Source organism: Thiosulfatihalobacter marinus, from assembly GCF_016019955.1.
GTDB lineage: Bacteria > Pseudomonadota > Alphaproteobacteria > Rhodobacterales > Rhodobacteraceae > Shimia > Shimia marinus_A.
The window spans coordinates 401,142-420,380 of sequence record NZ_JAECRZ010000001.1; the positions used below are offsets into that span (position 1 = coordinate 401,142).

The following is a 19,239-nucleotide window of genomic DNA, read 5'->3' on the forward strand; positions in this document are numbered from 1 at the left end:
GTTTTGAGTTCAGAGTTCGGTTTGCGAAGCGCGCAGGAGGCGCGCTTCGCCCATCATGGCGATCAGAATATCGACATGCCTGACCAGTGAATAGGCCGCGTCGCCGCTGCGCCGCTGGCTGTCGAGCTGGGTTTCCATTTCCATCAGATGCATCAGGGCCGGGCCGCTGCGCGGAAGCCGGCCATAGCCCATATGGCGCTTGAGGTGCTGGTCGCGCCGGTAATCCGGCGCGCCGGCGCGCGCGGCGCGGATCAACAGACGTGGGCGGCGGAGATTGGCGAGGATGCCAAGAAGATCGTGCATGGAATCAGTCCTGTTGTTGTTCCGCCTCAGTTTGCACAACTTAAGCGGGTGTTGCCTGTTGGCGAGATCAGCGTACGCGGGATTTCAGACTGTTTAGGATTTGGAAACAATCATGGTCAAACGGGTCGAATATTAACAGCTAGGTAACAATTCAATTCTAAGTTGTGGAAAATTTTAGGGAAAACCTGTGTGTAAGCATGGCAACTTTCCTGACCCGTACGGAACAATAGGAGACAGGTGGCATGCGTATGGAAAGCCCGATGAACGACCTGCCCGAATGGGTACCTGAAAGCGTTTCACGCTATGTGGCGCATACCGAAGATGGTGTTTCGATCCGCGAACTGGCCCGGCGCGAGGGGTGCCATGCCTCGACCGTGCTGCGCCAGATCCGCAAGCTGGAGGCAAAGCGGGACGATCCGCTGATCGATGCCGCGCTGGAACGGTTTCGCAGGAATGGCGCGGTGCCGGCAGGGGCCAAGGGAGTGACACCCAAGGTGCCGGACAGCGAAACGCTGCGCCGCGAAGGATTGCGGGTGCTGCGGCGGCTATGTGAAAGCGGCGCGGTGCTGGCGGTGGCGCCGGGGATGGACAAAGCGGTCGTGGTGCGTGACCGGGGCGATGGCGGATCGGCCAAGACAGCGGTGATCGCGCGCGAATTCGCACAGGCGATGGTGCTGAAGGACTGGATCCGGTGCAGCGCCACGGGCCGGGTGGCGCAGTACACGATCACCGCCGCGGGGCGTTTGGCGCTGAACCGGATGCTGGCGGAACAGGAAAACGCCGCGCAGGGGTTTGCCGACGCGCAGACACCTTTTGCCGGGCAGCGTGGTATGATCGGGGACAAGGTATTGCGTGAGAAGGGGCGCACGCGGCGGGTGCGTTTCAACATGACCGAAAGCCCGCTGGCGGCGCTGTCGCGGCGCAAGGACAAGGATGGGCAGCCGTTTCTGAGCGAGGATCAGGTGGCGGCCGGAGAACGGCTGCGCGAAGATTTCGAACTGGCGCAGATGGGCCCGAATGTCAGCCAGAACTGGGACCGGTTCCTGACCGGGCCAAGCCATGGCGGCTATCGTGCGGATAGCGGGATCGGCGAGGGGCCGGGCGCGGCGCGCCAGCGGGTGGCGGATGCGCTGGGTGATCTGGGCGAGGGGCTGTCGGATGTGGTGCTGCGCTGCTGTTGTTACCTGGAAGGGCTGGAAGCGGCGGAAAAGCGGCTGGGCTGGTCGGCGCGGTCGGGCAAGATCGTGCTGCGCATCGCGCTGACCCGGCTACGCGAGCATTACCGGGGCCGGGCCGGCGGGGCGGGCGATTACATCGGCTGAAACGCGAAACGGCCCGCCCGAGGGGCGGGCCGTGACAAAATGGCCCGGTGGGGGCGTTATGCGGCAGTTTCCACGCTGGCGGCTTCGAGATATTTCATCAGGGTCTCGGGCGCGCTTTCGCCATAGGGGTCTGCGCCGTGGTTGTCTTCCAGCCCCGGTTCCTGGAACCAGGCCTCGACCACGCCGTTGTCGATGATGGCGGCATAGCGCCAGGACCGCAGGCCAAAGCCAAGATTGTCCTTGCGCACGAGCATCCCGACCTTGCGGGTGAACTCGCCCGACCCGTCCGGGATCACCTTGACATTGGTGATGCCCTGGGCCTCGGCCCATTTGTTCATGACAAAGCTGTCATTGACCGACATGCAGTAAATCTCGTCAACACCAAGCGACTGGAATTTATCGAAGTTTTCCTCGAACCCGGGCAGTTGGTAGGTCGAGCAGGTGGGGGTGAAGGCGCCGGGCAGCGAGAACAGGATCACGCGCTTGCCCTTGAAATAATCGTCGCTGGTCATGTCCTGCCAGCGGAACGGATTGGGGCCGCCGACGGCCTCGTCGCGCACGCGGGTCTTGAAGACGACTTGGGGGAGTTTTGCACCTGTTTGCATCGCGAATACCTTGATTGATTGTGATTGCGGCGGGGTTTACATCGATTCTAAATTCGGGGGCAATGCTGCAATTGCATGGTCGATGATGCTGCTGCGGCAATCGCCTGACCGGGCGGCAGGGAATGTGCCGCGGGCATGGCAGCTCTGCGTTTCTGGCACTAGCGGGTTGGCTGCGGTATGCTATGCACGCTGAAATCTATTCTGCCCGAGGATGAACCGTTGCGTGATCTGAAACTGCCCCAACAGCGCCACCCGGAAAAGGCACACCGCCCGGACAATGCCCAGCCGCGCAAGCCGAAATGGATCCGCGTCAAGGCCCCGACCGGCGAGGGCTATAACGCCACCCGGAAAATCATGCGCGACAACAAGTTGGTGACGGTCTGCGAAGAGGCGGGTTGCCCCAATGCGGGCGAATGCTGGAGCGCGGGCCACGCCACCATGATGATCATGGGCGAGATCTGTACGCGGGGCTGCACATTCTGCAACATCGCCACCGGCAAGCCAGATGCGCTGGACGCGTTCGAGCCGGGCCGCGTGGCGGATGCGGTGCAGAAACTGGGCCTGAACCATGTGGTGATCACCAGTGTGGACCGGGATGACCTGGAAGATGGTGGCGCCGAGCATTTTGCGCAGACCATTCGCGCGGTGCGGCATCGCTCGCCCAAGACCACGATCGAGATTCTGACGCCCGATTTCCTGAAATGCGCGCCAGACGTGCTTGATATCGTCGTCGCGGCCCGACCGGACGTGTTCAACCACAACTTGGAAACGGTCCCCGGCCTGTACCCGCAGGTGCGCCCCGGCGCGCGCTATTTCCACAGCTTGCGGCTGTTGCAGCGGGTCAAGGAGATGGATCCGTCCATCTTTACCAAGTCCGGCATCATGGTCGGGCTGGGCGAGGACAAGCAGGCGGTGCATCAGGTGATGGACGACATGCGCGCGGCGGAGATAGATTTCCTGACCATCGGGCAATATCTGCAACCGACACCGAAACACCATGGCGTGGACCGGTTCGTGACCCCCGAGGAATTCGCGGGCTACGAAAAGGCGGCCTATGGCAAAGGCTTCCTGATGGTGTCGGCAACGCCGCTGACGCGGTCGTCCTATCACGCGGGCGACGATTTCGCGCGGCTGCGCGCGGCGCGCGAGGCGCAGTTGGTCAAGGGCTGAAGCGGGACGCGCAGGGCCTATTGACCTGCGGGCAGCGCCTTGAGATAGGCGGTGATCGCGCTGCGGTCGCTGGCAGGCAGTTTTGACAGGTTTTCGACAACCCGCGCCATTTGGCCACCGGCGCTGTCAAAGTCCGGTGTGAAGCCGGTTTCAAAGTAATAGGCGATGTCCTGGGCGGACCAGTCCAGCTGGGCCGGGGTGATGCCCGGAATATTGCCCTTGCCCTTTGGGTTGGGCGCACCGGCCATCCATTTATCAAGGTCGAGATTGCCCAACGGCCCGCGCGCGGTGTGGCATTCCGCGCAATGGCCCAGCGCCTCGACGAGGTAGCGCCCGCGTTCAAGCGTGGCATCGGTGGCGGGCATGATCCAGTCGTCATTGGCGAACAGCAGTTTCCAGCCCCCCAGCGACCGCCGGATATTGAAGGGAAAGCCGATCTTGTGCGGCTGGCTGGGGGTGGCATCGGCGGGCAGCGTGGCCAGGAAGGCGCGCAGATCGACCACATCCTGCAAACTGGCCCGCGCATAGGACGTATAGGGGAAGGCCGGATAGTAATGCGCGCCCTGGGGCGAGATACCGCGGGTCATGGCATTGGCCAGGTCCAGCGCGCTCCACCCGCCGATGCCCTGAACCGGATCGGGCGTGATGTTGGGCGCGAGAAAAGTGCCGAAAGGCGAGGGGAATTCCTGTCCGCCCGAAAGCACGGGCGCATCGCCCGGTTCGGCATTGGGGGCCGTGTGGCACGAGGCGCAGCCGGCGGCGTTGAAAACCTGTTCTCCGCGCGTCGTATCCGCGCTTAGCCCGGCCAGCGCGTCGTCCGGCAAGAAGTCAGGACGCGTCAGAAACCAGAAGGTGGCGAGGCCAAACACGGCCAGCAGGATCAGGGCAGACAGGACGCGGCGCATTCTACGGCTCCGGCAACAGGGGCAACCGGTGGCCCGTCAAGGCCACCGGCTGGGGCGTTTCGGCAGGCAGCGATCAGTTTTGCGGGACGCGATAGGCCTTGTGACAGGCGCTGCACGCGCCGCCCAGCGGCCCGATGGCGCCGCGCAGGCTGTCCAGCCCGCCCCCGGCGGCGGTCTGCATGACCATGGCGGCATCAGCCAGCGCCTTGCCTTTGGTCATCACGTCCGGGAAATTCTGCCACATTTCCGGCTTGGCGTTGGAGTCCATGAACGAGTCGCTGTCCGAGCCTTGCGGCCAGAGCGCGGATTGATCGAGCGCGGTCAGCGCGGCGAGGTTGGCGGCGGCGGCGCTGGCCTTGTCGGCGTCGTAGTCGACGGCGCCCTTGGCCATGGCGCCAAGCTGACCGATGTTGAAGGCATAAAGTGTCATCTGGGACTGGCGCGCCTTGACGGCGGCGTTGACATGTCCGTCGGCAAAGGCGGTACCGGCCAGCAGGGTGATGCCAAGCGCGGCGGCAGAGAATTTCGCAAAGCGGGTCATGGAGAAGCTCCGAATAAGTTGGTTTTATGACCAAAGCCTATCTGTGAAAAAATCGAATACCATCCCAAATTTTTGCAGGGTAGTCTGTCATTCATGCACAATGAGAACTGGGACGACATGCGATTTGTACTGGCGGTGGCCGAAACCGGCACGGTCAGCGGCGCGGCGCGGCGGCTGGGGGTGAACCATGCCACGGTTCTGCGCCGGGTGGCGGCATTTGAAGACCGCCATGGGGTTGAGGTTTTTGAAAGGACATCAAAGGGTTATCTGGTGCGCCCCGAATATGCCCGGATGATGGACGCGGCGCGGGACGTGGGCAGCGCGGTGCAATCGGTGGCGCATTTGCTGAGCGGTACACAGGCGCCGCTGGTGGGGACGGTGCGGGTTTCGTCGACAGATACGTTCTGCCAGGTGGTGCTGCCGCGCCTTGTGGAGGCGTTTCACAATGACGTGAGCGGGGTGAAGATCGCGCTGATTTCGACCAATGCCTATAGCGATTTCTCGCGCAGCCATGCCGATATCGCGCTGCGCCCGGCGCAGTCGTTGAGTGACGACATGGTCGGAGACATGGCGGCGCGGCTGGGATTCGGGATCTATGCGCGCCCCGAGGCGCCGGACATGTGGCTGGGAATGACCGGGCAACTGACCCGCGCCGCTGCCGCCGGGTGGATGGCCGAGAATGTATCTGCTGACCGGATCGTGGGCGCGGCGGACAGTTTCATGGTGCTGGCGCAGATGGCGCGGCAGGGGTTGGGGCGGGTGGTGTTGCCCTGCCCGGTGGGCGAGGCCACGTCCGGGCTTATACGGCTGGACCGGCCGGGAGAGTTGCCGTCGGTGCCGATCTGGGTGGCCTGTCACGTGGACATGGCCGGGGTGTCGCGCGTGGCGGCAGTGCGCCGGTTCCTTGTGACCGGGCTGGAGGCGCGGGCCGAGGCGCTGGCCGGGCATCGCGCGCGGTGATCAGCGCAGGATGCGGCCGCGCGGCGTGTAGTTGGGGGTCAGCCAGTCCGGCCAGCCAAAGATACGTTCCAGAAGAACCAGCACGAAGCAGATGCCGATCACCGCAACCACCAGTTTGATCCGCTGTCGCGAAGGCGGGTTGCGGGCCCAGCGGGCCATGCGCAGGTAATGACGGATATTCACCCGGTAAACCGCACCTTGCCGATATAGGGCAGGTTGCGGTTGCGTTGGGCATAGTCGATGCCATAGCCGACCACGAATTCATCCGGGATCGAAAACCCGATCCAGTCGGCGGTGATGTCGGCCTCGCGGCGCGAGGGTTTGTCAAGCAGGGCGATGGTCTTGATCTTGCGGGGGTGGCGGGCTTCGAGCAGGTGCATGACGTGGTTCAGCGTGTACCCTGTATCGACGATATCCTCGACCACCAGAACATCGCGGCCTTCGATCTCGCCGCGGATATCCTTGAGAATGCGCACTTCGCGTGAACTTTCCATGGAATTGCCGTAAGAGGACGCTTCGAGGAAATCGACCTCGACCGGCAGGTCCAGTTCGCGCACCAGATCGGCGATGAACACGAAAGAGCCGCGCAGGAGGCCGACGACGACAAGTTTGTCGGTGTCGGAATACTCGGTGCGAATCTCGCCGCAAAGCTCTTCGATCCGGGCGGCGATGGACTTGGCCGAGATCATCTGGTCGATGACATATGGACGCTCTGACATGAGACCCTCTTGATTTTCCGAGCGCAGCATACGAAATGGGCGCCCAGTGTCACCTGAAAAGCGCAACAAGAAGGGGCGACATGCCGACCCACGCCGAAACCCGCACGCTGCCCTATTCCGCCGACCAGATGTATGCGCTGGTTGCCGATGTCGCGTCTTATCCGGACTTCCTGCCGTGGTGCGCGGCGGCCCGCATTCGCTCGTCTACGCCAGAGGGCGCGGCCGAGGTGATGCTGGCGGATCTGGTGATCAGCTTCAAGGTGTTTCGCGAACGGTTCGGCAGCCGCGTGGTGTTGTATCCCGAGACCCGCCACATTGACACGGAATATCTGGACGGGCCGTTCAAATACATGAAATCGACGTGGGATTTCAGGGATGTGGCGGGCGGCTGCGAGGTGGAGTTCTTTGTGGATTTCGAGTTTCGCAACCTGATCCTGCAAAAGGCGATCGGGCTGGTATTCAACGAGGCGATGCACCGGATCGTCGCCGCCTTCGAGGCGCGGGCAAGGGAATTGCACGGATGATCACGCAGAGCCTGGCGCAATTTGTCGCCCAAACGCAATCGGCGCCCGACGCCACGCGGCACATGGTGCGGTTGTCATTGCTGGACTGGGCCGCGGTGGGCCTGGCCGGGTGCCGGGAGCCGGTGGCGCGGATCACCCGCGCGATGGCGCTGGACGAGGCCGGCGCGGCGCAGGCGCATCTGTTTGGCGGCGGGCGGGCTCCGGCGCGGGCGGCGGCGCTGGTCAACGGGGCGACAAGCCATGCGCTGGATTATGACGACACGCATTTCGCCCATATCGGGCATCCCAGCGTCGCGGTGATTCCGGCGGCGCTGGCCGTGGCAGAGCGCGAGGGGGCCGGCGGGGCGGAGCTGCAACTGGCGGCATTGCTGGGGATCGAGACAAGTATCCGTGTGGGAATTTGGCTGGGGCGGGATCATTATCAGACCGGGTTTCACCAGACCGGCACGGCAGGTGCCTTTGGCGCGGCGGCGGCGGCGGCGCGGTTGATGGGGCTGGACGCGGCCGGGATTGCGGCGGCGCTGGGGCTTGTGGCGACGCGCGCCTCGGGGTTGAAATCGCAGTTCGGAACCATGGGCAAACCCTATAACGCCGGGATCGCGGCGGCCAACGGGGTGGAAGCGGCGACGCTTGTGGCGCGCGGCTTTGTGCCCGATCCGCAGGGGCTGGAGGCGGCGCAGGGCTTTGGCGCGACCCATGCCGGACAGGCGGACCCGGCGGCGCTGAACGGGGTGGGGCGAAACTGGCTGTTTGACGGCATCAGCCACAAGTTCCACGCCTGTTGTCACGGGCTGCACGCCACGCTGGAGGCGCTGGCGGGCATGAACCGGCCCGCGGCGGAGGAGGTGGCCGAGATCCGCATCGCGACCCATCCACGCTGGATGAGCGTATGCAACCAGAGCGACCCGGAGACCGGGCTGGGCGCGAAGTTTTCCTATCGCATGGTCGCCGCGATGGCCTTGCTGGGCCATGATACGGCGGCGCTGGAGAGCTATTCGGACGCGCTGTGCGCCGATCCGCAACTGCGGGCTTTGCGCGCGCGCGTGGCGGTTGCGCAGGATGGCGAACTGAGCGAGACACAGGCCCGGGTGCGGATCGTGCAAAAGGACGGAACGCTGCACGAGGCGTTTCACGATCTTGACGCGCCGATGGCGCCCGAGCGGCGCGAGGCGCGGCTGAAATCCAAGGCGGCGGCGCTGGTCGGACAGGCGCGGTCAGAGGCGTTGTGGGATATGGTTGTGGCAGAGGCGGCGCCGGATGAGCTGGGCGCTGCGTTGACATAGCCGGGCAAAATGACAAAGGCGACCTTGGGGGGCCGCCTTTGCCGGCAGTCTGGAATCGATGTCAGGATGCGATGTCGTAGGCCCGTTCGCCATGGGCGGCGAGGTCGAGCCCGTTGACTTCGGTTTCGGCATCCACGCGCAGCGGCGTGATCAGGGCGCAGATTTTGACCAGCGCAAATGTCATGACAACCGTGAAAACCCCGACGATGGCCAGCCCGCCAAGTTGGGCAACCCAGGCGGCCTGGCCAAACACGGCGATCATGAGCGTGCCGAAGATGCCGCCGACGCCATGCACCGCGAACACGTCCAGCGTGTCATCGATCTTGACCTTGTTGCGCACAAAGTTCACCGCTTCCTGGCACAGGATACCGGCGACGGCGCCGATGAACATGGCCTCGACCGGGCCGACAAAGCCGCTGGCCGGGGTGATCGAGGCCAGCCCGGCGATGGTTCCGGTGACAAGGCCGACCATCGAAGCCTTGCCATATTTGATGCGTTCCCACAGCGCCCAGGTAAGCGAGGCGGTGGCGGCGGAAATATGCGTAACCGTCAGCGCCATGGCCGCGCCGCCATCGGCGGCCAGCTGCGAGCCGCCGTTGAACCCGAACCAGCCGACCCACAGCATCGCCGCGCCGATCATCACCATCCAGGGCGCGTGTGGCGGAGTGGTGCGGTTCAGGCGCGGGCCAAGCAGGACCGCGATCACCAGCGCCGCCAGACCGGCGGTTTCATGCACGACGACACCGCCGGCGAAATCGCGCACGCCGACCTCTCCCAGAATACCGCCATCGGACAACATGCCGCCGCCCCAGATCCAGTGCACTACGGGTGCGTAGACCAGAAGCATCCACAGCCCCGAGAAGAGCAGCACGAAGCCAAAGCCGATCCGCTCGACATAGGCGCCCACGATCAGGGCCGGGGTGATGATGGCAAAGGTCATCTGGAAGGCAAAGAACAGCACTTCGGGCAGGGTGCCGGACAGGCTTTCGCTGGTGACGCCGCTGAGAAACATCTTGCCCAGACCGCCCCAGAGCCCGCTGTCACCATCGCCAAAGGCAATGGAATAGCCGACGACCAGCCAAAGCACGCTCATCAGGCAGGCGACGGCGTAGGTTTGTGTAAAGGCGCTCAGCACGTTGCGCGCCCGTACCAGCCCACCATAGAACAGCGCCAGACCCGGCAATGTCATGAACAGGACCAGGGCAGTCGCCACTATGATCCACGCGGTATCCGCTCCGTTCATTTCCCTTCCTTTCCGATTATTCGTTGGGTTTGCGGCCAAAGACCGGATAGGCGGCGCAAAACAAAGAGGCAAAGGCAGGATCGGGTGCCCTAAACATGGGCATTTTGCAATTCGATTAAATTATGAGCGAAAATTGCCCGGCGGCGCCCGTAAATGCATCAGAAGTGGGATGCGGCCGTCAGGATCAGGGACAGCGCGTGATTCCGTGCCAAGCGGCGCACGGCATCGCGCCCCGGCGCGCCGAATTCCACGGTTTCGGTGATGCAGCCGCGATCCGTGGCCAGTCCAAAGCAGACCCGCCCTTCGGGTTTGAACTCTGATCCGCCGGGGCCGGCGATTCCGGTGACGGCGACGGCGATTTCCGCGTCGCTGTTGACCAGCGCGCCCAGGGCCATTTCCCGTGCCACCTGTTCAGAGACCGCGCCATGGGCGGCGAGCGTGGCCTCGCGCACGCCCAGCATCTCGGACTTGGCGGTGTTGGTGTAGGTGACAAAGCCCCGTTCGAACACCGCCGAAGAGCCGGGGATGTCCGTCAGCGCGGCGGCGACCATGCCGCCGGTACAGCTTTCGGCGGTGGCGATGCGCAGCCCCTTTTCGATACAGGCCGCAAGGATATCCGAGGCCAGGGTCACAGGCGCAGCACCGCATGGGTGAGAAAGGCAAGCGCGCCCGTGGCAATGGCGGCAAAGATGCCCGCGATCACGTCATCCAGCATGACCCCCAGCGCATCGCCGCGCCGGTCGGCCCAGCCGACCAGCCAGGGCTTGGTGATGTCAAAGAGCCGGAACAGCAGGAAACCGGCGATCCAGCCGGGATAGAGGCGCAGCGGATCCAGGCCGGCATTCCAGGCGCCATAGCTGACCACAAGAAGCGCAATCCATTGGCCCGCGACCTCGTCGATGACGATCTCGGAAGGGTCATGATCCTGTGATCCCAGCGTGGCCCGATAGGTGGCCCACCAGCCGATAAGGAACACGGCCACCGTGGCAACCAGCAGCAGCGGGAAGCCACCCAGATAATGCAGCCCGAGCGCGCCGAGAACACCGACGGCCGATCCCCATGTGCCCGGCGCGGGGCGGATATGGCCGACGCCAAAGACCGTGGCGATCAGGCGACTCATGATGCCACCAGCGCGGCGGTGGCAATCGCGGCGATGCCTTCGGCGCGTCCCGTGAAGCCCAGCTTTTCCGAAGTGGTGGCCTTGACCGAAATGCGGTCCGGGGCAATCCCGGTGATTTCGGCCATACGAGCGCTCATCGCGGCGGCGTGCGGGCCGATCCTGGGGTGTTCGCAGATCAGGGTACAGTCGATATTGGCGATGGCAAATCCCATTTCGGAAGCAAGATCAACGGCATGGCGCAGAAAGATCGCGCTGTCGGCATTTTTCCACCTGGACTCGCCGGGCGGAAAGTGGCGCCCGATATCGCCCTGTGCCAGCGCGCCGTAAAGGGCATCGGTGACGGCGTGCATTCCGACATCGGCATCGCTATGGCCCCGCAAGGCCCGATCGTGCGGGATGCGGATGCCGCAAAGGGTGACATGATCGCCCGGTTCGAAGGCGTGTACGTCAAAGCCGTTGCCCAATCTAATGTCCATTCTGCCTCTCAGTTGCGTTTCCAGCCGGGCGAAATCGTCCGGCGTGGTGATCTTCAGGTTGGCTTCGTCGCCCGCCACGATGGCCACGTCAAGCCCGGCGGCGCGGGCAACTTCGACATCATCGGCGGCGCCGCCGGGATGGGCGCGGTGGGCGGCAAGGATGTCGGGCAGGGCAAAGCCCTGCGGGGTCTGGGCGCGAAACAGCCCGTCGCGGTCCTGTGTACCGGCGACATGACCCGCCTTGCCCCGCCAGAGCGCATCCGTGACCGGCAGGGCCGGGGCCGCGCCCGCAGCCCCGCCCCGCAGTGCCGCCAGCACCGCCGAAATGATGGCAGGCGTGACACCGGCGCGCGCGACATCGTGGATCAGGACATGGGTAAATCCCTGATCGGCAATGGATTCCAGCCCTGCCCGCACAGAGGCATCACGGGTGGCGCCACCGTGGATGACTGCGGCAGGCAGGCCCGCGACCCGCGCCGCATCGTCGGGGTGAATTACCAGGACGATGTGATCAATGCCCGGATGTGCCAAAAAGGCGGCGACCGTCCAGTCGGCCACGCGGCGCCCGGCCAGCGGGCGCCATTGCTTTGGCACGTCCCCGCCCGCGCGCCTGCCGCGCCCGGCGGCCACGATCACGGCGGCGGTTTTGAAGTGCGTCTGTGTCATGCCGTCTGTCTAGAACCTGCAAGTCTGAGTGGCAATTGACCCCATGCAAATGCTCAAAATTTAGGCAAGTGCATAAAATCGCCTCAAATCTCCTTGCGGTATTGTTGAGCTTGCCCGGTGAGTCGGGTAGCACGGGGTAAATGCACAAGGATTAGGCATTTGACCGTTCAATTATCGCACCTGACATTGGCGCCGCCCGTGTTTCTGGCCCCGCTGGCCGGGATAACCGACCGCCCGTTTCGTGACCTGGTCTTGGGCTTTGGCGCGGGGCTGGTTGTCAGCGAAATGGTGGCCAGCCAGGAAATGGTACAGGCCAAGCCCGGTGTGCGCGAGCGGGCCGAGCTGGGCTTTGGCCGTGCCAATACGGCGGTGCAGCTGGCCGGGCGCGAGGCGCATTGGATGGCCGAGGCCGCGCGGCAGGTTGCCGACAATGGCGCGGCGCTGATCGACATCAATATGGGCTGTCCGGCCAAAAAAGTCACCAGCAGCAGCGGCGCCGGGGCCAGTGGGTCGGCGCTGATGAAGGATCTCGATCATGCGCTGAGCCTGATCGAGGCGGTGGTCGGGGCCGTGGATATTCCGGTCACGTTGAAGACCCGGCTGGGATGGGACGACGCGATGCGCAACGCGCCCGAACTGGCGCGCCGTGCCGAGGCGGCAGGGGTGCGGATGATCACGATTCACGGGCGCACGCGCTGTCAGTTCTACAAGGGGCACGCGGATTGGGCGGCGATTGCCGAGGTGAAAGAGGCGGTGACTGTGCCGGTGATCGCGAATGGCGACATCACCTCGACGGCAACGGCGCGGGCTGCTCTGGAGCGGTCCGGCGCCGATGGCGTGATGGTGGGTCGTGGAGCGCAGGGGCGACCCTGGGTGCTGGCGCAGATCGCGGCGGAGGTGTTTGGTTGCCCGGCCCCGGAAGTGCCGCGCGGGGGCGCGCTGGCCGGGCTGGTGGCGGCGCATTACGAAGCGATGCTGGGGTTTTACGGCCGCGACCTGGGACTGCGCGTCGCGCGCAAGCATCTGGGCTGGTACATGGATACGGCCGGCACCGGCCCGATCCTGCGCCGCCGGATCCTGACGGCGCGCGATCCGGGCGAGGTGCTGCGCGCGCTGCCCGAGGCACTTGCGGACACAGCACAACACGGGGCGGCGGCATGAGCATGGACAGCGCGATCTGGAACTCGTTGCCGATGCCGGCAGTGCTGATCGATGCTCAGGATACGATCCAGGACCTGAACCCGGCTGCCGAGGGATTCTTGAATGCTTCGTCCAAGGCAATGCGCGGTCAGCCGATCTGGGACAAGATCATGATCGACGCGCCGCTGGAAGAGGCGTTTCGGCGCGCGCGTGACAATGGCACGCCGCTGTTCGTGAACGATGTGGATGTCGGCACGGGCGAGGGGCCGCCGGTGCAGTGCACCTTGCAGATCGCACCGGTGGCGGATGCGCCGGGAGAGATGATTTTCCTGGTCTCGTCGCGCGAACTGGCCGGGCGCATGACCCGGAGCCAGGGAGTAAAATCCTCGGCCAAATCGGCCATCGGCATGGCCGAAATGCTGGCGCACGAGATCAAGAACCCGCTGGCCGGAATCACCGGCGCAGCGCAGCTTTTGTCGATGAACCTGGGCAGCGAAGACCTGGAACTGACGGATCTGATTGTCGAGGAAAGCCGCCGGATCGTGAAACTTCTGGAGCAGGTCGAGCAATTCGGCAACCTGTCCCCGCCGCAACGCAAGCCGGTCAATATCCACGATATTCTGGACCGCGCGCGGCGGTCGGCCTTGTTGGGGTTCGGCGCGCATATGCAGATCATTGAGGAATATGATCCATCTTTGCCACCGGCGGAGGGCGATGCGGATCAGCTGTTGCAAGTGGTGTTGAACCTATTGAAGAACGCCTCGGAAGCTGTTGATAAAAATGGAATAATTCGTCTCAGAACATATTACGAGCATTCCTTTCGGTTGCGTCGGGCGGATGGAACCGGTCAGCCCTTGCCCTTGCAGATCGAGGTGATCGACAATGGACCTGGCCTGCCTCAGGACATCCAGGGCGACGTGTTCGATCCGTTTGTGTCGGGGCGCGAGAACGGCACCGGGCTTGGGTTGGCGCTGGTGAGCAAGATTATCTCGGACCATGACGGTTTGATCACCGTGGACAGCGCTCCGGGACGCACCGTGTTCCGCCTGTCGCTGCCGCGCGCGGGAAAAGAAACATTGAAACGATATGAGGAGACCCTCTGATGGACGGCACCGTTCTTGTTGCTGACGACGACCGCACGATCCGCACCGTTCTGACGCAGGCGCTGACGCGCGCGGGCTGCAAGGTACATGCGACCAGTTCGCTGACGACGCTGATGCGCTGGGTCGGGGAAGGCAAGGGCGATGTGGTGATCACGGATGTGATGATGCCGGACGGGAACGGGCTTGAGATGTTGCCCAAGATCAGCGAGGACCGTCCCGGCCTGCCGGTGATCGTGATCAGTGCGCAAAACACGATCATGACGGCGATCCAGGCCGCGGAGGCCGAGGCCTATGACTACCTTCCCAAGCCGTTTGACCTGCCAGACCTGATGAAGCGCACCGGCAAGGCGCTGGAACAGAAGCGCCGCGCGCCGGCCTTGGCGCCGACAGATGGCGAACGGCCGGACGAATTGCCGCTGGTCGGGCGCACTCCGGCGATGCAGGCGTTGTACCGGCTGGTTGCACGGGTGATGAATACCGACCTTCCGGTGTTGATTTCGGGGGAAAGCGGAACGGGCAAGTCTTTGATTGCGCGTGAGATTCACGATTTTTCCGATCGGCGCACCTTGCCATTCCTGGTGGTGAACGCCGCAGATCTGAGCGATCTGGAAGGGCCCGTGCGGGTGCTGGCCAAGGCCAAGGGCGGAACGATCCTGTTTGATGAGATCGGGGATATCGGCGACGAGATTCAGGCCCGGATCGTGCGTATGATCGACAATCCGGGCGACCAAAGCCCGCGATTCATGGCCACGACGCAAAGCAATCTGAACGATGCGATGGAAAAGGGAACGGTGCGGCAGGATCTGTATTATCGCCTGAACGGGGCCACGTTGCATGTGCCCAGCCTGCGCGAAAGGGTGGATGACATCCCCCTTCTGGTCGAGCATTTTCTGGCCAAGGCCGAACGTGAGGGCGCGCCGACCCGGGTGTTTTCCAAGGACTCGATGGAGATGTTGCGCGCCTATAGCTGGCCGGGAAATGTGCGCCAGCTGGAGAACGCCGTGCGCCGGCTTGTGCTAACGGCGCGGGCGGACGAGATCATCCGGACCGAGGCCGAGGCCGTTCTGGGCGCACAGCCGCAGGTGGGGCCATTGCTGGGGGGCGAAGATACCGAAAAGCTGTCGGCAGCGGTGGCACGCCATTTGCGCCGCTATTTCGATCTGCATGGCAACATGTTGCCCCCGGCCGGTCTTTACACACGGATTTTGCGGGAAATCGAATTGCCCCTGATCGAAATCGCGCTGGATGCAACCGGCGGCAATCAGGCCAAATGCGCCGATTTGCTTGGGATCAACCGCAATACACTCCGCAAAAAGATCACGGATCTGGATATTCAGGTGACACGACGCCGCAAGTTGATGTAAAACTGCCACATAACAGTGGCGCAAAGGCCGCAGGGCTTGGAAGCGTCGCGACATATGGCGGTTGACCGTGTGAGCGGTACAAGATCAGTTGAGGGTGTCGGGTGACAAGCCGGGCAGATACCAGTCATTGGGACAAGTTCCGGCGTTTGCGCCGCCAAAGGCGTGTCCAGAATGCCGCAACCTGGGGGCTTGTCGGGCTGGGACCGGTGCTGGCGCTGAGCACCTACCTGATTCTCGGGCCGTTCGGACAGGGCGCAAGCTCGAACGGTTTGCGGGTCATCCTGATGACCGATCTTGTCTACGTGCTGGCCATTGCGGCCCTGGTCCTGCATCGGGTGGCGCGCATGGTGGCGTCGCGTCGGGCGCAATCGGCCGGCTCGCGGCTGCATCTGCGATTGACCGGAGCGTTCGCGGCCCTTGCGCTGGTGCCGGCGGTCACGGTGGCGGTATTTGCCGGGCTGACCGTGAATATCGGCATGGAGGGCTGGTTCAGCGATCGCGTGCGGCAGGTGGTGGGCAATTCCCTGTCGGCGGCCCAGGCTTATGAGGCGGAACATATCGAGGGCCTGGAGATTGACGCGCGCGCGCTGGCCGAATTTCTGGATGCCAATCGCCGCGCGACGTTCTTTATGAATGAGGGCGATATCCGGGTTGTGCTGGCCAGCGGCCAGAGCCAGATCCAGCGCGGGCTGAAGCGGGCGTATGTGATTGACGGAACAGGGGCAATTCGCGCGCGCGGCGAACGTTCCTATCTGTTCTATTTCGAACCTCCGGCACAAGGCGACCTGCAAAAGGCACGCAGCGAAGGCTTTGCCGTCATCCGTGATCTGGAAAACAGCGAGCTGCGCGCGCTGGTGCGTTTGGACGCGTTCGTGGACAGGTTCCTGTATGTCAGCCGCGATGTGGATGGCGACATCTTCACGCTGCTGGACGAGACCCGGGAAAGCGCACAGCTGTACCGTCAACTGGAAAGCGAACGCGGGCGGGTGCTGTTCGAGTTTGGCCTGATATATGTCGGTTTCGCCGTGATCCTGATCCTTGCGGCGATCTGGATGGGGATGTGGTTTGCCGAACGTCTGTCGCGCCCCGTGGGGCGGCTGACGGGGGCCGCGCAACGTGTCGGCGCGGGCGACCTGGACGTGCAGGTGCCCGAGGAGGATGGCGATGACGAAATCGCCATGTTGGGGCGCTATTTCAACCAGATGACCCGGCAACTCAAGGCGCAGCGCGAAACCCTGCTGGACAATACACGCCAGATCGAACGCCGACGCCGCATGTTCGATTCAGTGCTTTATTCGGTAACGTCGGGTGTTGTTGGCCTGGACGCGGACGGGCGGGTGTCCTTTGTGAACCGCTCTGCCGAGCGCCTTCTGGACTGGTCGGACGATCGTCAGGCCATGGCGCTGTCGGTGGCTGTCCCGGAATTCGGCGCCATGTTCGATGCCCTGAAACAGCGTGGCAATGAAGTTTCCCAGGAGGAAATCAAGGTGACACGGGCCGGGCGGCTGGAGAATCTTCTGGTGCGCATGTCGACCCGGCGCCGGGAAGATGGGTCGCTGGAAGGGTATGTGGTGGCCTTCGATGATGTGACCAATTTGGTGACGGCCCAGCGCATGGCCGCCTGGGGTGACGTGGCGCGCAGGATTGCGCATGAGATCAAGAACCCGCTGACCCCGATCCAGTTGTCCGCCGAACGCATCCGGCGCAAGTTCTCCAGCCGGCTGGGCGAGGACAGCGAAACCCTGGATCAGATGACCGATGTGATCGTGCGCCAGACCAACGACTTGCGCCGGATCGTGGACGAGTTTTCCAAGTTTGCCCGGATGCCGGAACCGGAACGCAAGACGATCGACCTGATCGAATTGCTGAACGCGGCAGTGCTGTTGCAGGAAACCGGGCAGCCGCAAGTCTGCTTTGTCCGCGAAATCTGTGCCGGCCCGATCCAGGCCGATCTGGATGGGACAATGATTTCGCAGGCGTTGACCAACCTGATCAAGAATGCCGGGGAAGCGATTGAAACATTGATGGAAAAAGGCGCGCCGGAAGGGTTTCGGCCTGAGATAAGGGTGAGTTGCGAGGTGGATCGGTCCGACGCGGTGATCCGCATCGCCGACAATGGAGTCGGACTGCCCGAAGATCGTGCGCGCCTGTTCGAACCCTATGTGACGACACGGGACAAGGGCACCGGGCTGGGTTTGCCGATCGTCAAGAAGATTATCGAAGAGCATGGCGGCACGCTCGATCTTGTCGACGCGCCGGAATTTGACAGTAACGGCCACAAGGGGGCGATGGCGCAGATCAGGCTGCCGCTGTCGACGGATGGCCATGGACATGACAAGTGAGGTCTCATGAGTGACATTCTGATTGTGGATGACGAACGCGATATTCGCGAACTGATCTCGGACATCCTGGAGGATGAGGGCTATACCACGCGGCTGGCGGGCAATTCGGATGATGCGATGGCAGAGATCGCGCGCGAACAGCCTTCGTTGCTTATCCTCGATATCTGGCTGAAAGACAGCAACATGGACGGTATCGACATTCTGAAGGCTGCCAAGCGGGATTACCCGGAAGTGCCGGTGGTGATTATCTCGGGGCATGGCAATATCGAGATCGCCGTGGCGGCGATCAAGCAGGGCGCCTATGACTTTATCGAAAAGCCGTTCAACATCGACCAGCTGCTTGTGGTGATCCGGCGGGCCATGGAAACCTCGCGCCTGCGCCGGGAAAACACCGAATTGAAGCGACAGGATGTGAAGCCCGCCGAGATGATGGGTGAAAGCGCGGCCTTCCGAACGTTGGTGGGGCAGTTGGACAAGGTGACGAAATCCAATGGCCGTGTGATGCTGACCGGCCCGGCGGGCGCGGGCAAGGATGTGGCGGCGCGGTATATTCATGCCAATTCCAACCGGGTCGGCGGACCGTTCGTGACGGTGAACTGTGCGGGGATGGAACCGGACCGGGTGGAAGAGGTTCTGTTTGGCCGGGAAGGCGGCGACCGGGGTATCGAGACCGGTCTGCTGGAACAGGCGCATGGCGGGGTAATCTATTTTGACGAGGTGGCCGACATGCCGTTGGCGACCCAATCGAAAATCCTGCGGGTGCTGGTGGATCAACAATTCCAGCGCGTCGGCGGTTCGGTCAAAGTGCGGGTGGACCTGCGGGTGATCAGTTCGACCAACCGGGACCTGAAATCGGAGATCGACGCGGGCCGGTTCCGGGAAGAGCTGTTTCACCGGTTGAACGTGGTGCCGGTGCGGGTGCCGTCGCTGGAAGAGCGTCGCGAGGATATTCCGCTTTTGGCCGGATATTTCATCAATGAATTCCACGAGTCACAGGGGCTGCCGCGACGCGCGATGAGTGAAGAAGCCGAGGCCTTGATGCAGACCATGGTCTGGCCGGGCAATGTGCGTCAGTTGAAGAACCTGATCGAGCGGGTATTGATTCTGGGCGATGGAGCGGGCGAGATCGAGGCGCGCGAATTGCCCGGCGAAAGTGACGGAGGCGATGCGGGTGATCGCGTCGTGCTGTCAGGCGCGCTGGCCACCCTGCCATTGCGCGAGGCGCGCGAGGCGTTCGAGCGCGAATACCTGCTGACCCAGATCAACCGCTTTGGCGGCAATATCAGCCGTACCGCCAATTTCGTGGGTATGGAGCGCAGCGCGCTGCATCGCAAGCTGAAATCGCTGGGTGTCGTGACATCGAACAAGGCGGGTGCGCGGGTGGCGCATGTGCCCGAGGATGGAGACGAAGCCCCCCCGCACGAGGCGCGCGAGGCGGGCTGAACACCCGTCT

Annotated in this window: 20 protein-coding genes; 10 read left to right on the forward strand and 10 right to left on the reverse strand. The window is 63.5% G+C overall.

Annotation, left to right across the window (positions count from 1 at the left end; translation table 11 throughout):
• Positions 1-9: 9 nt before the first annotated feature.
• Positions 10-303 (reverse strand): DUF6477 family protein, encoded by a 294-nt coding sequence (locus tag I3253_RS01930; protein WP_197915933.1) that lies wholly within the window; start codon positions 301-303, stop codon positions 10-12.
• Between the two features lie 242 nt (positions 304-545).
• Here I3253_RS01930 and I3253_RS01935 point away from each other — a divergent pair, with 242 nt between their 5' ends.
• Positions 546-1,625, forward strand: coding sequence for a DUF6456 domain-containing protein (locus tag I3253_RS01935; protein ID WP_408647770.1), 1,080 nt, complete (start codon positions 546-548; stop codon positions 1,623-1,625).
• A 56-nt stretch (positions 1,626-1,681) separates the two neighbouring features.
• On the opposite strand, the gene I3253_RS01940 is transcribed toward I3253_RS01935, so the two are convergent.
• Positions 1,682-2,230, reverse strand: coding sequence for a peroxiredoxin (locus I3253_RS01940; RefSeq protein WP_197915934.1), 549 nt, complete (start codon positions 2,228-2,230; stop codon positions 1,682-1,684).
• Positions 2,231-2,449: 219 nt separating this feature from the next.
• Here I3253_RS01940 and lipA point away from each other — a divergent pair, with 219 nt between their 5' ends.
• On the forward strand, positions 2,450-3,400 hold the full coding sequence (gene lipA / locus I3253_RS01945) for a lipoyl synthase (RefSeq protein WP_197915935.1): 951 nt from the start codon (positions 2,450-2,452) through the stop codon (positions 3,398-3,400).
• A 17-nt stretch (positions 3,401-3,417) separates the two neighbouring features.
• On the opposite strand, the gene I3253_RS01950 is transcribed toward lipA, so the two are convergent.
• Both I3253_RS01950 and I3253_RS01955 read right to left on the reverse strand, forming a co-directional pair.
• On the reverse strand, positions 3,418-4,305 hold the full coding sequence (locus I3253_RS01950; RefSeq protein WP_197915936.1) for a cytochrome c: 888 nt from the start codon (positions 4,303-4,305) through the stop codon (positions 3,418-3,420).
• Positions 4,306-4,378: 73 nt separating this feature from the next.
• Complete coding sequence (locus I3253_RS01955; RefSeq protein ID WP_197915937.1) at positions 4,379-4,846, reverse strand: c-type cytochrome; 468 nt, start codon at positions 4,844-4,846, stop codon at positions 4,379-4,381.
• A gap of 93 nt (positions 4,847-4,939) precedes the next feature.
• On the opposite strand from I3253_RS01955, the gene I3253_RS01960 reads away from it, so the two are divergent.
• Entirely contained in the window at positions 4,940-5,806 is an 867-nt protein-coding gene (locus tag I3253_RS01960) for a LysR family transcriptional regulator (protein WP_197915938.1), read from the forward strand.
• On the opposite strand, the gene I3253_RS01965 is transcribed toward I3253_RS01960, so the two are convergent.
• Together I3253_RS01965 and hpt are read right to left on the reverse strand one after the other, a co-directional pair.
• A complete protein-coding gene (locus I3253_RS01965; protein ID WP_197916172.1) occupies positions 5,807-5,989 on the reverse strand; it encodes a hypothetical protein in 183 nt (60 codons plus the stop codon).
• A complete protein-coding gene (gene hpt / locus I3253_RS01970) occupies positions 5,986-6,525 on the reverse strand; it encodes a hypoxanthine phosphoribosyltransferase (RefSeq protein WP_197915939.1) in 540 nt (179 codons plus the stop codon). The genes I3253_RS01965 and hpt overlap by 4 nt, the downstream gene beginning before the upstream one ends.
• Before the next feature lie 80 nt (positions 6,526-6,605).
• On the opposite strand from hpt, the gene I3253_RS01975 reads away from it, so the two are divergent.
• The gene (locus I3253_RS01975; protein WP_197915940.1) at positions 6,606-7,049 is read left to right on the forward strand and encodes a type II toxin-antitoxin system RatA family toxin; all 444 of its coding nucleotides are present in this window, start codon (positions 6,606-6,608) and stop codon (positions 7,047-7,049) included.
• Positions 7,046-8,332 (forward strand): MmgE/PrpD family protein, encoded by a 1,287-nt coding sequence (locus I3253_RS01980; RefSeq protein WP_197915941.1) that lies wholly within the window; start codon positions 7,046-7,048, stop codon positions 8,330-8,332. Before I3253_RS01975 ends, I3253_RS01980 begins: the two co-directional genes overlap by 4 nt.
• A gap of 61 nt (positions 8,333-8,393) precedes the next feature.
• Here the strand turns inward: I3253_RS01980 and I3253_RS01985 are convergent, their stop codons facing one another.
• The 4 genes from I3253_RS01985 to I3253_RS02000 form a co-directional block, all read right to left on the reverse strand.
• Positions 8,394-9,575 (reverse strand): ammonium transporter, encoded by a 1,182-nt coding sequence (locus I3253_RS01985; RefSeq protein ID WP_197915942.1) that lies wholly within the window; start codon positions 9,573-9,575, stop codon positions 8,394-8,396.
• Between the two features lie 158 nt (positions 9,576-9,733).
• Positions 9,734-10,207 carry a CinA family protein gene (locus I3253_RS01990; protein ID WP_197915943.1) on the reverse strand — a complete coding sequence of 158 codons (474 nt, stop codon included), beginning with the start codon at positions 10,205-10,207 and terminating at the stop codon, positions 9,734-9,736.
• Complete coding sequence (locus I3253_RS01995) at positions 10,204-10,695, reverse strand: phosphatidylglycerophosphatase A family protein (protein ID WP_197915944.1); 492 nt, start codon at positions 10,693-10,695, stop codon at positions 10,204-10,206. Before I3253_RS01995 ends, I3253_RS01990 begins: the two co-directional genes overlap by 4 nt.
• Positions 10,692-11,837, reverse strand: coding sequence for a bifunctional 2-C-methyl-D-erythritol 4-phosphate cytidylyltransferase/2-C-methyl-D-erythritol 2,4-cyclodiphosphate synthase (locus tag I3253_RS02000; RefSeq protein ID WP_197915945.1), 1,146 nt, complete (start codon positions 11,835-11,837; stop codon positions 10,692-10,694). Before I3253_RS02000 ends, I3253_RS01995 begins: the two co-directional genes overlap by 4 nt.
• Positions 11,838-11,996: 159 nt before the next feature.
• On the opposite strand from I3253_RS02000, the gene dusB reads away from it, so the two are divergent.
• The 5 genes from dusB to ntrX all read left to right on the forward strand — a co-directional run bounded on the left by dusB (position 11,997) and on the right by ntrX (position 19,229).
• On the forward strand, positions 11,997-12,998 hold the full coding sequence (gene dusB / locus I3253_RS02005) for a tRNA dihydrouridine synthase DusB (protein ID WP_197915946.1): 1,002 nt from the start codon (positions 11,997-11,999) through the stop codon (positions 12,996-12,998).
• The gene (locus I3253_RS02010; protein ID WP_197915947.1) at positions 12,995-14,080 is read left to right on the forward strand and encodes a two-component system sensor histidine kinase NtrB; all 1,086 of its coding nucleotides are present in this window, start codon (positions 12,995-12,997) and stop codon (positions 14,078-14,080) included. The genes dusB and I3253_RS02010 overlap by 4 nt, the downstream gene beginning before the upstream one ends.
• Complete coding sequence (locus tag I3253_RS02015; protein ID WP_197915948.1) at positions 14,080-15,444, forward strand: response regulator; 1,365 nt, start codon at positions 14,080-14,082, stop codon at positions 15,442-15,444. Before I3253_RS02010 ends, I3253_RS02015 begins: the two co-directional genes overlap by 1 nt.
• Before the next feature lie 101 nt (positions 15,445-15,545).
• The gene (locus tag I3253_RS02020; protein WP_197915949.1) at positions 15,546-17,786 is read left to right on the forward strand and encodes a sensor histidine kinase NtrY-like; all 2,241 of its coding nucleotides are present in this window, start codon (positions 15,546-15,548) and stop codon (positions 17,784-17,786) included.
• 6 nt (positions 17,787-17,792) lie between these two features.
• Positions 17,793-19,229, forward strand: coding sequence for a nitrogen assimilation response regulator NtrX (gene ntrX, locus I3253_RS02025; protein WP_197915950.1), 1,437 nt, complete (start codon positions 17,793-17,795; stop codon positions 19,227-19,229).
• Positions 19,230-19,239 lie beyond the last annotated feature (10 nt).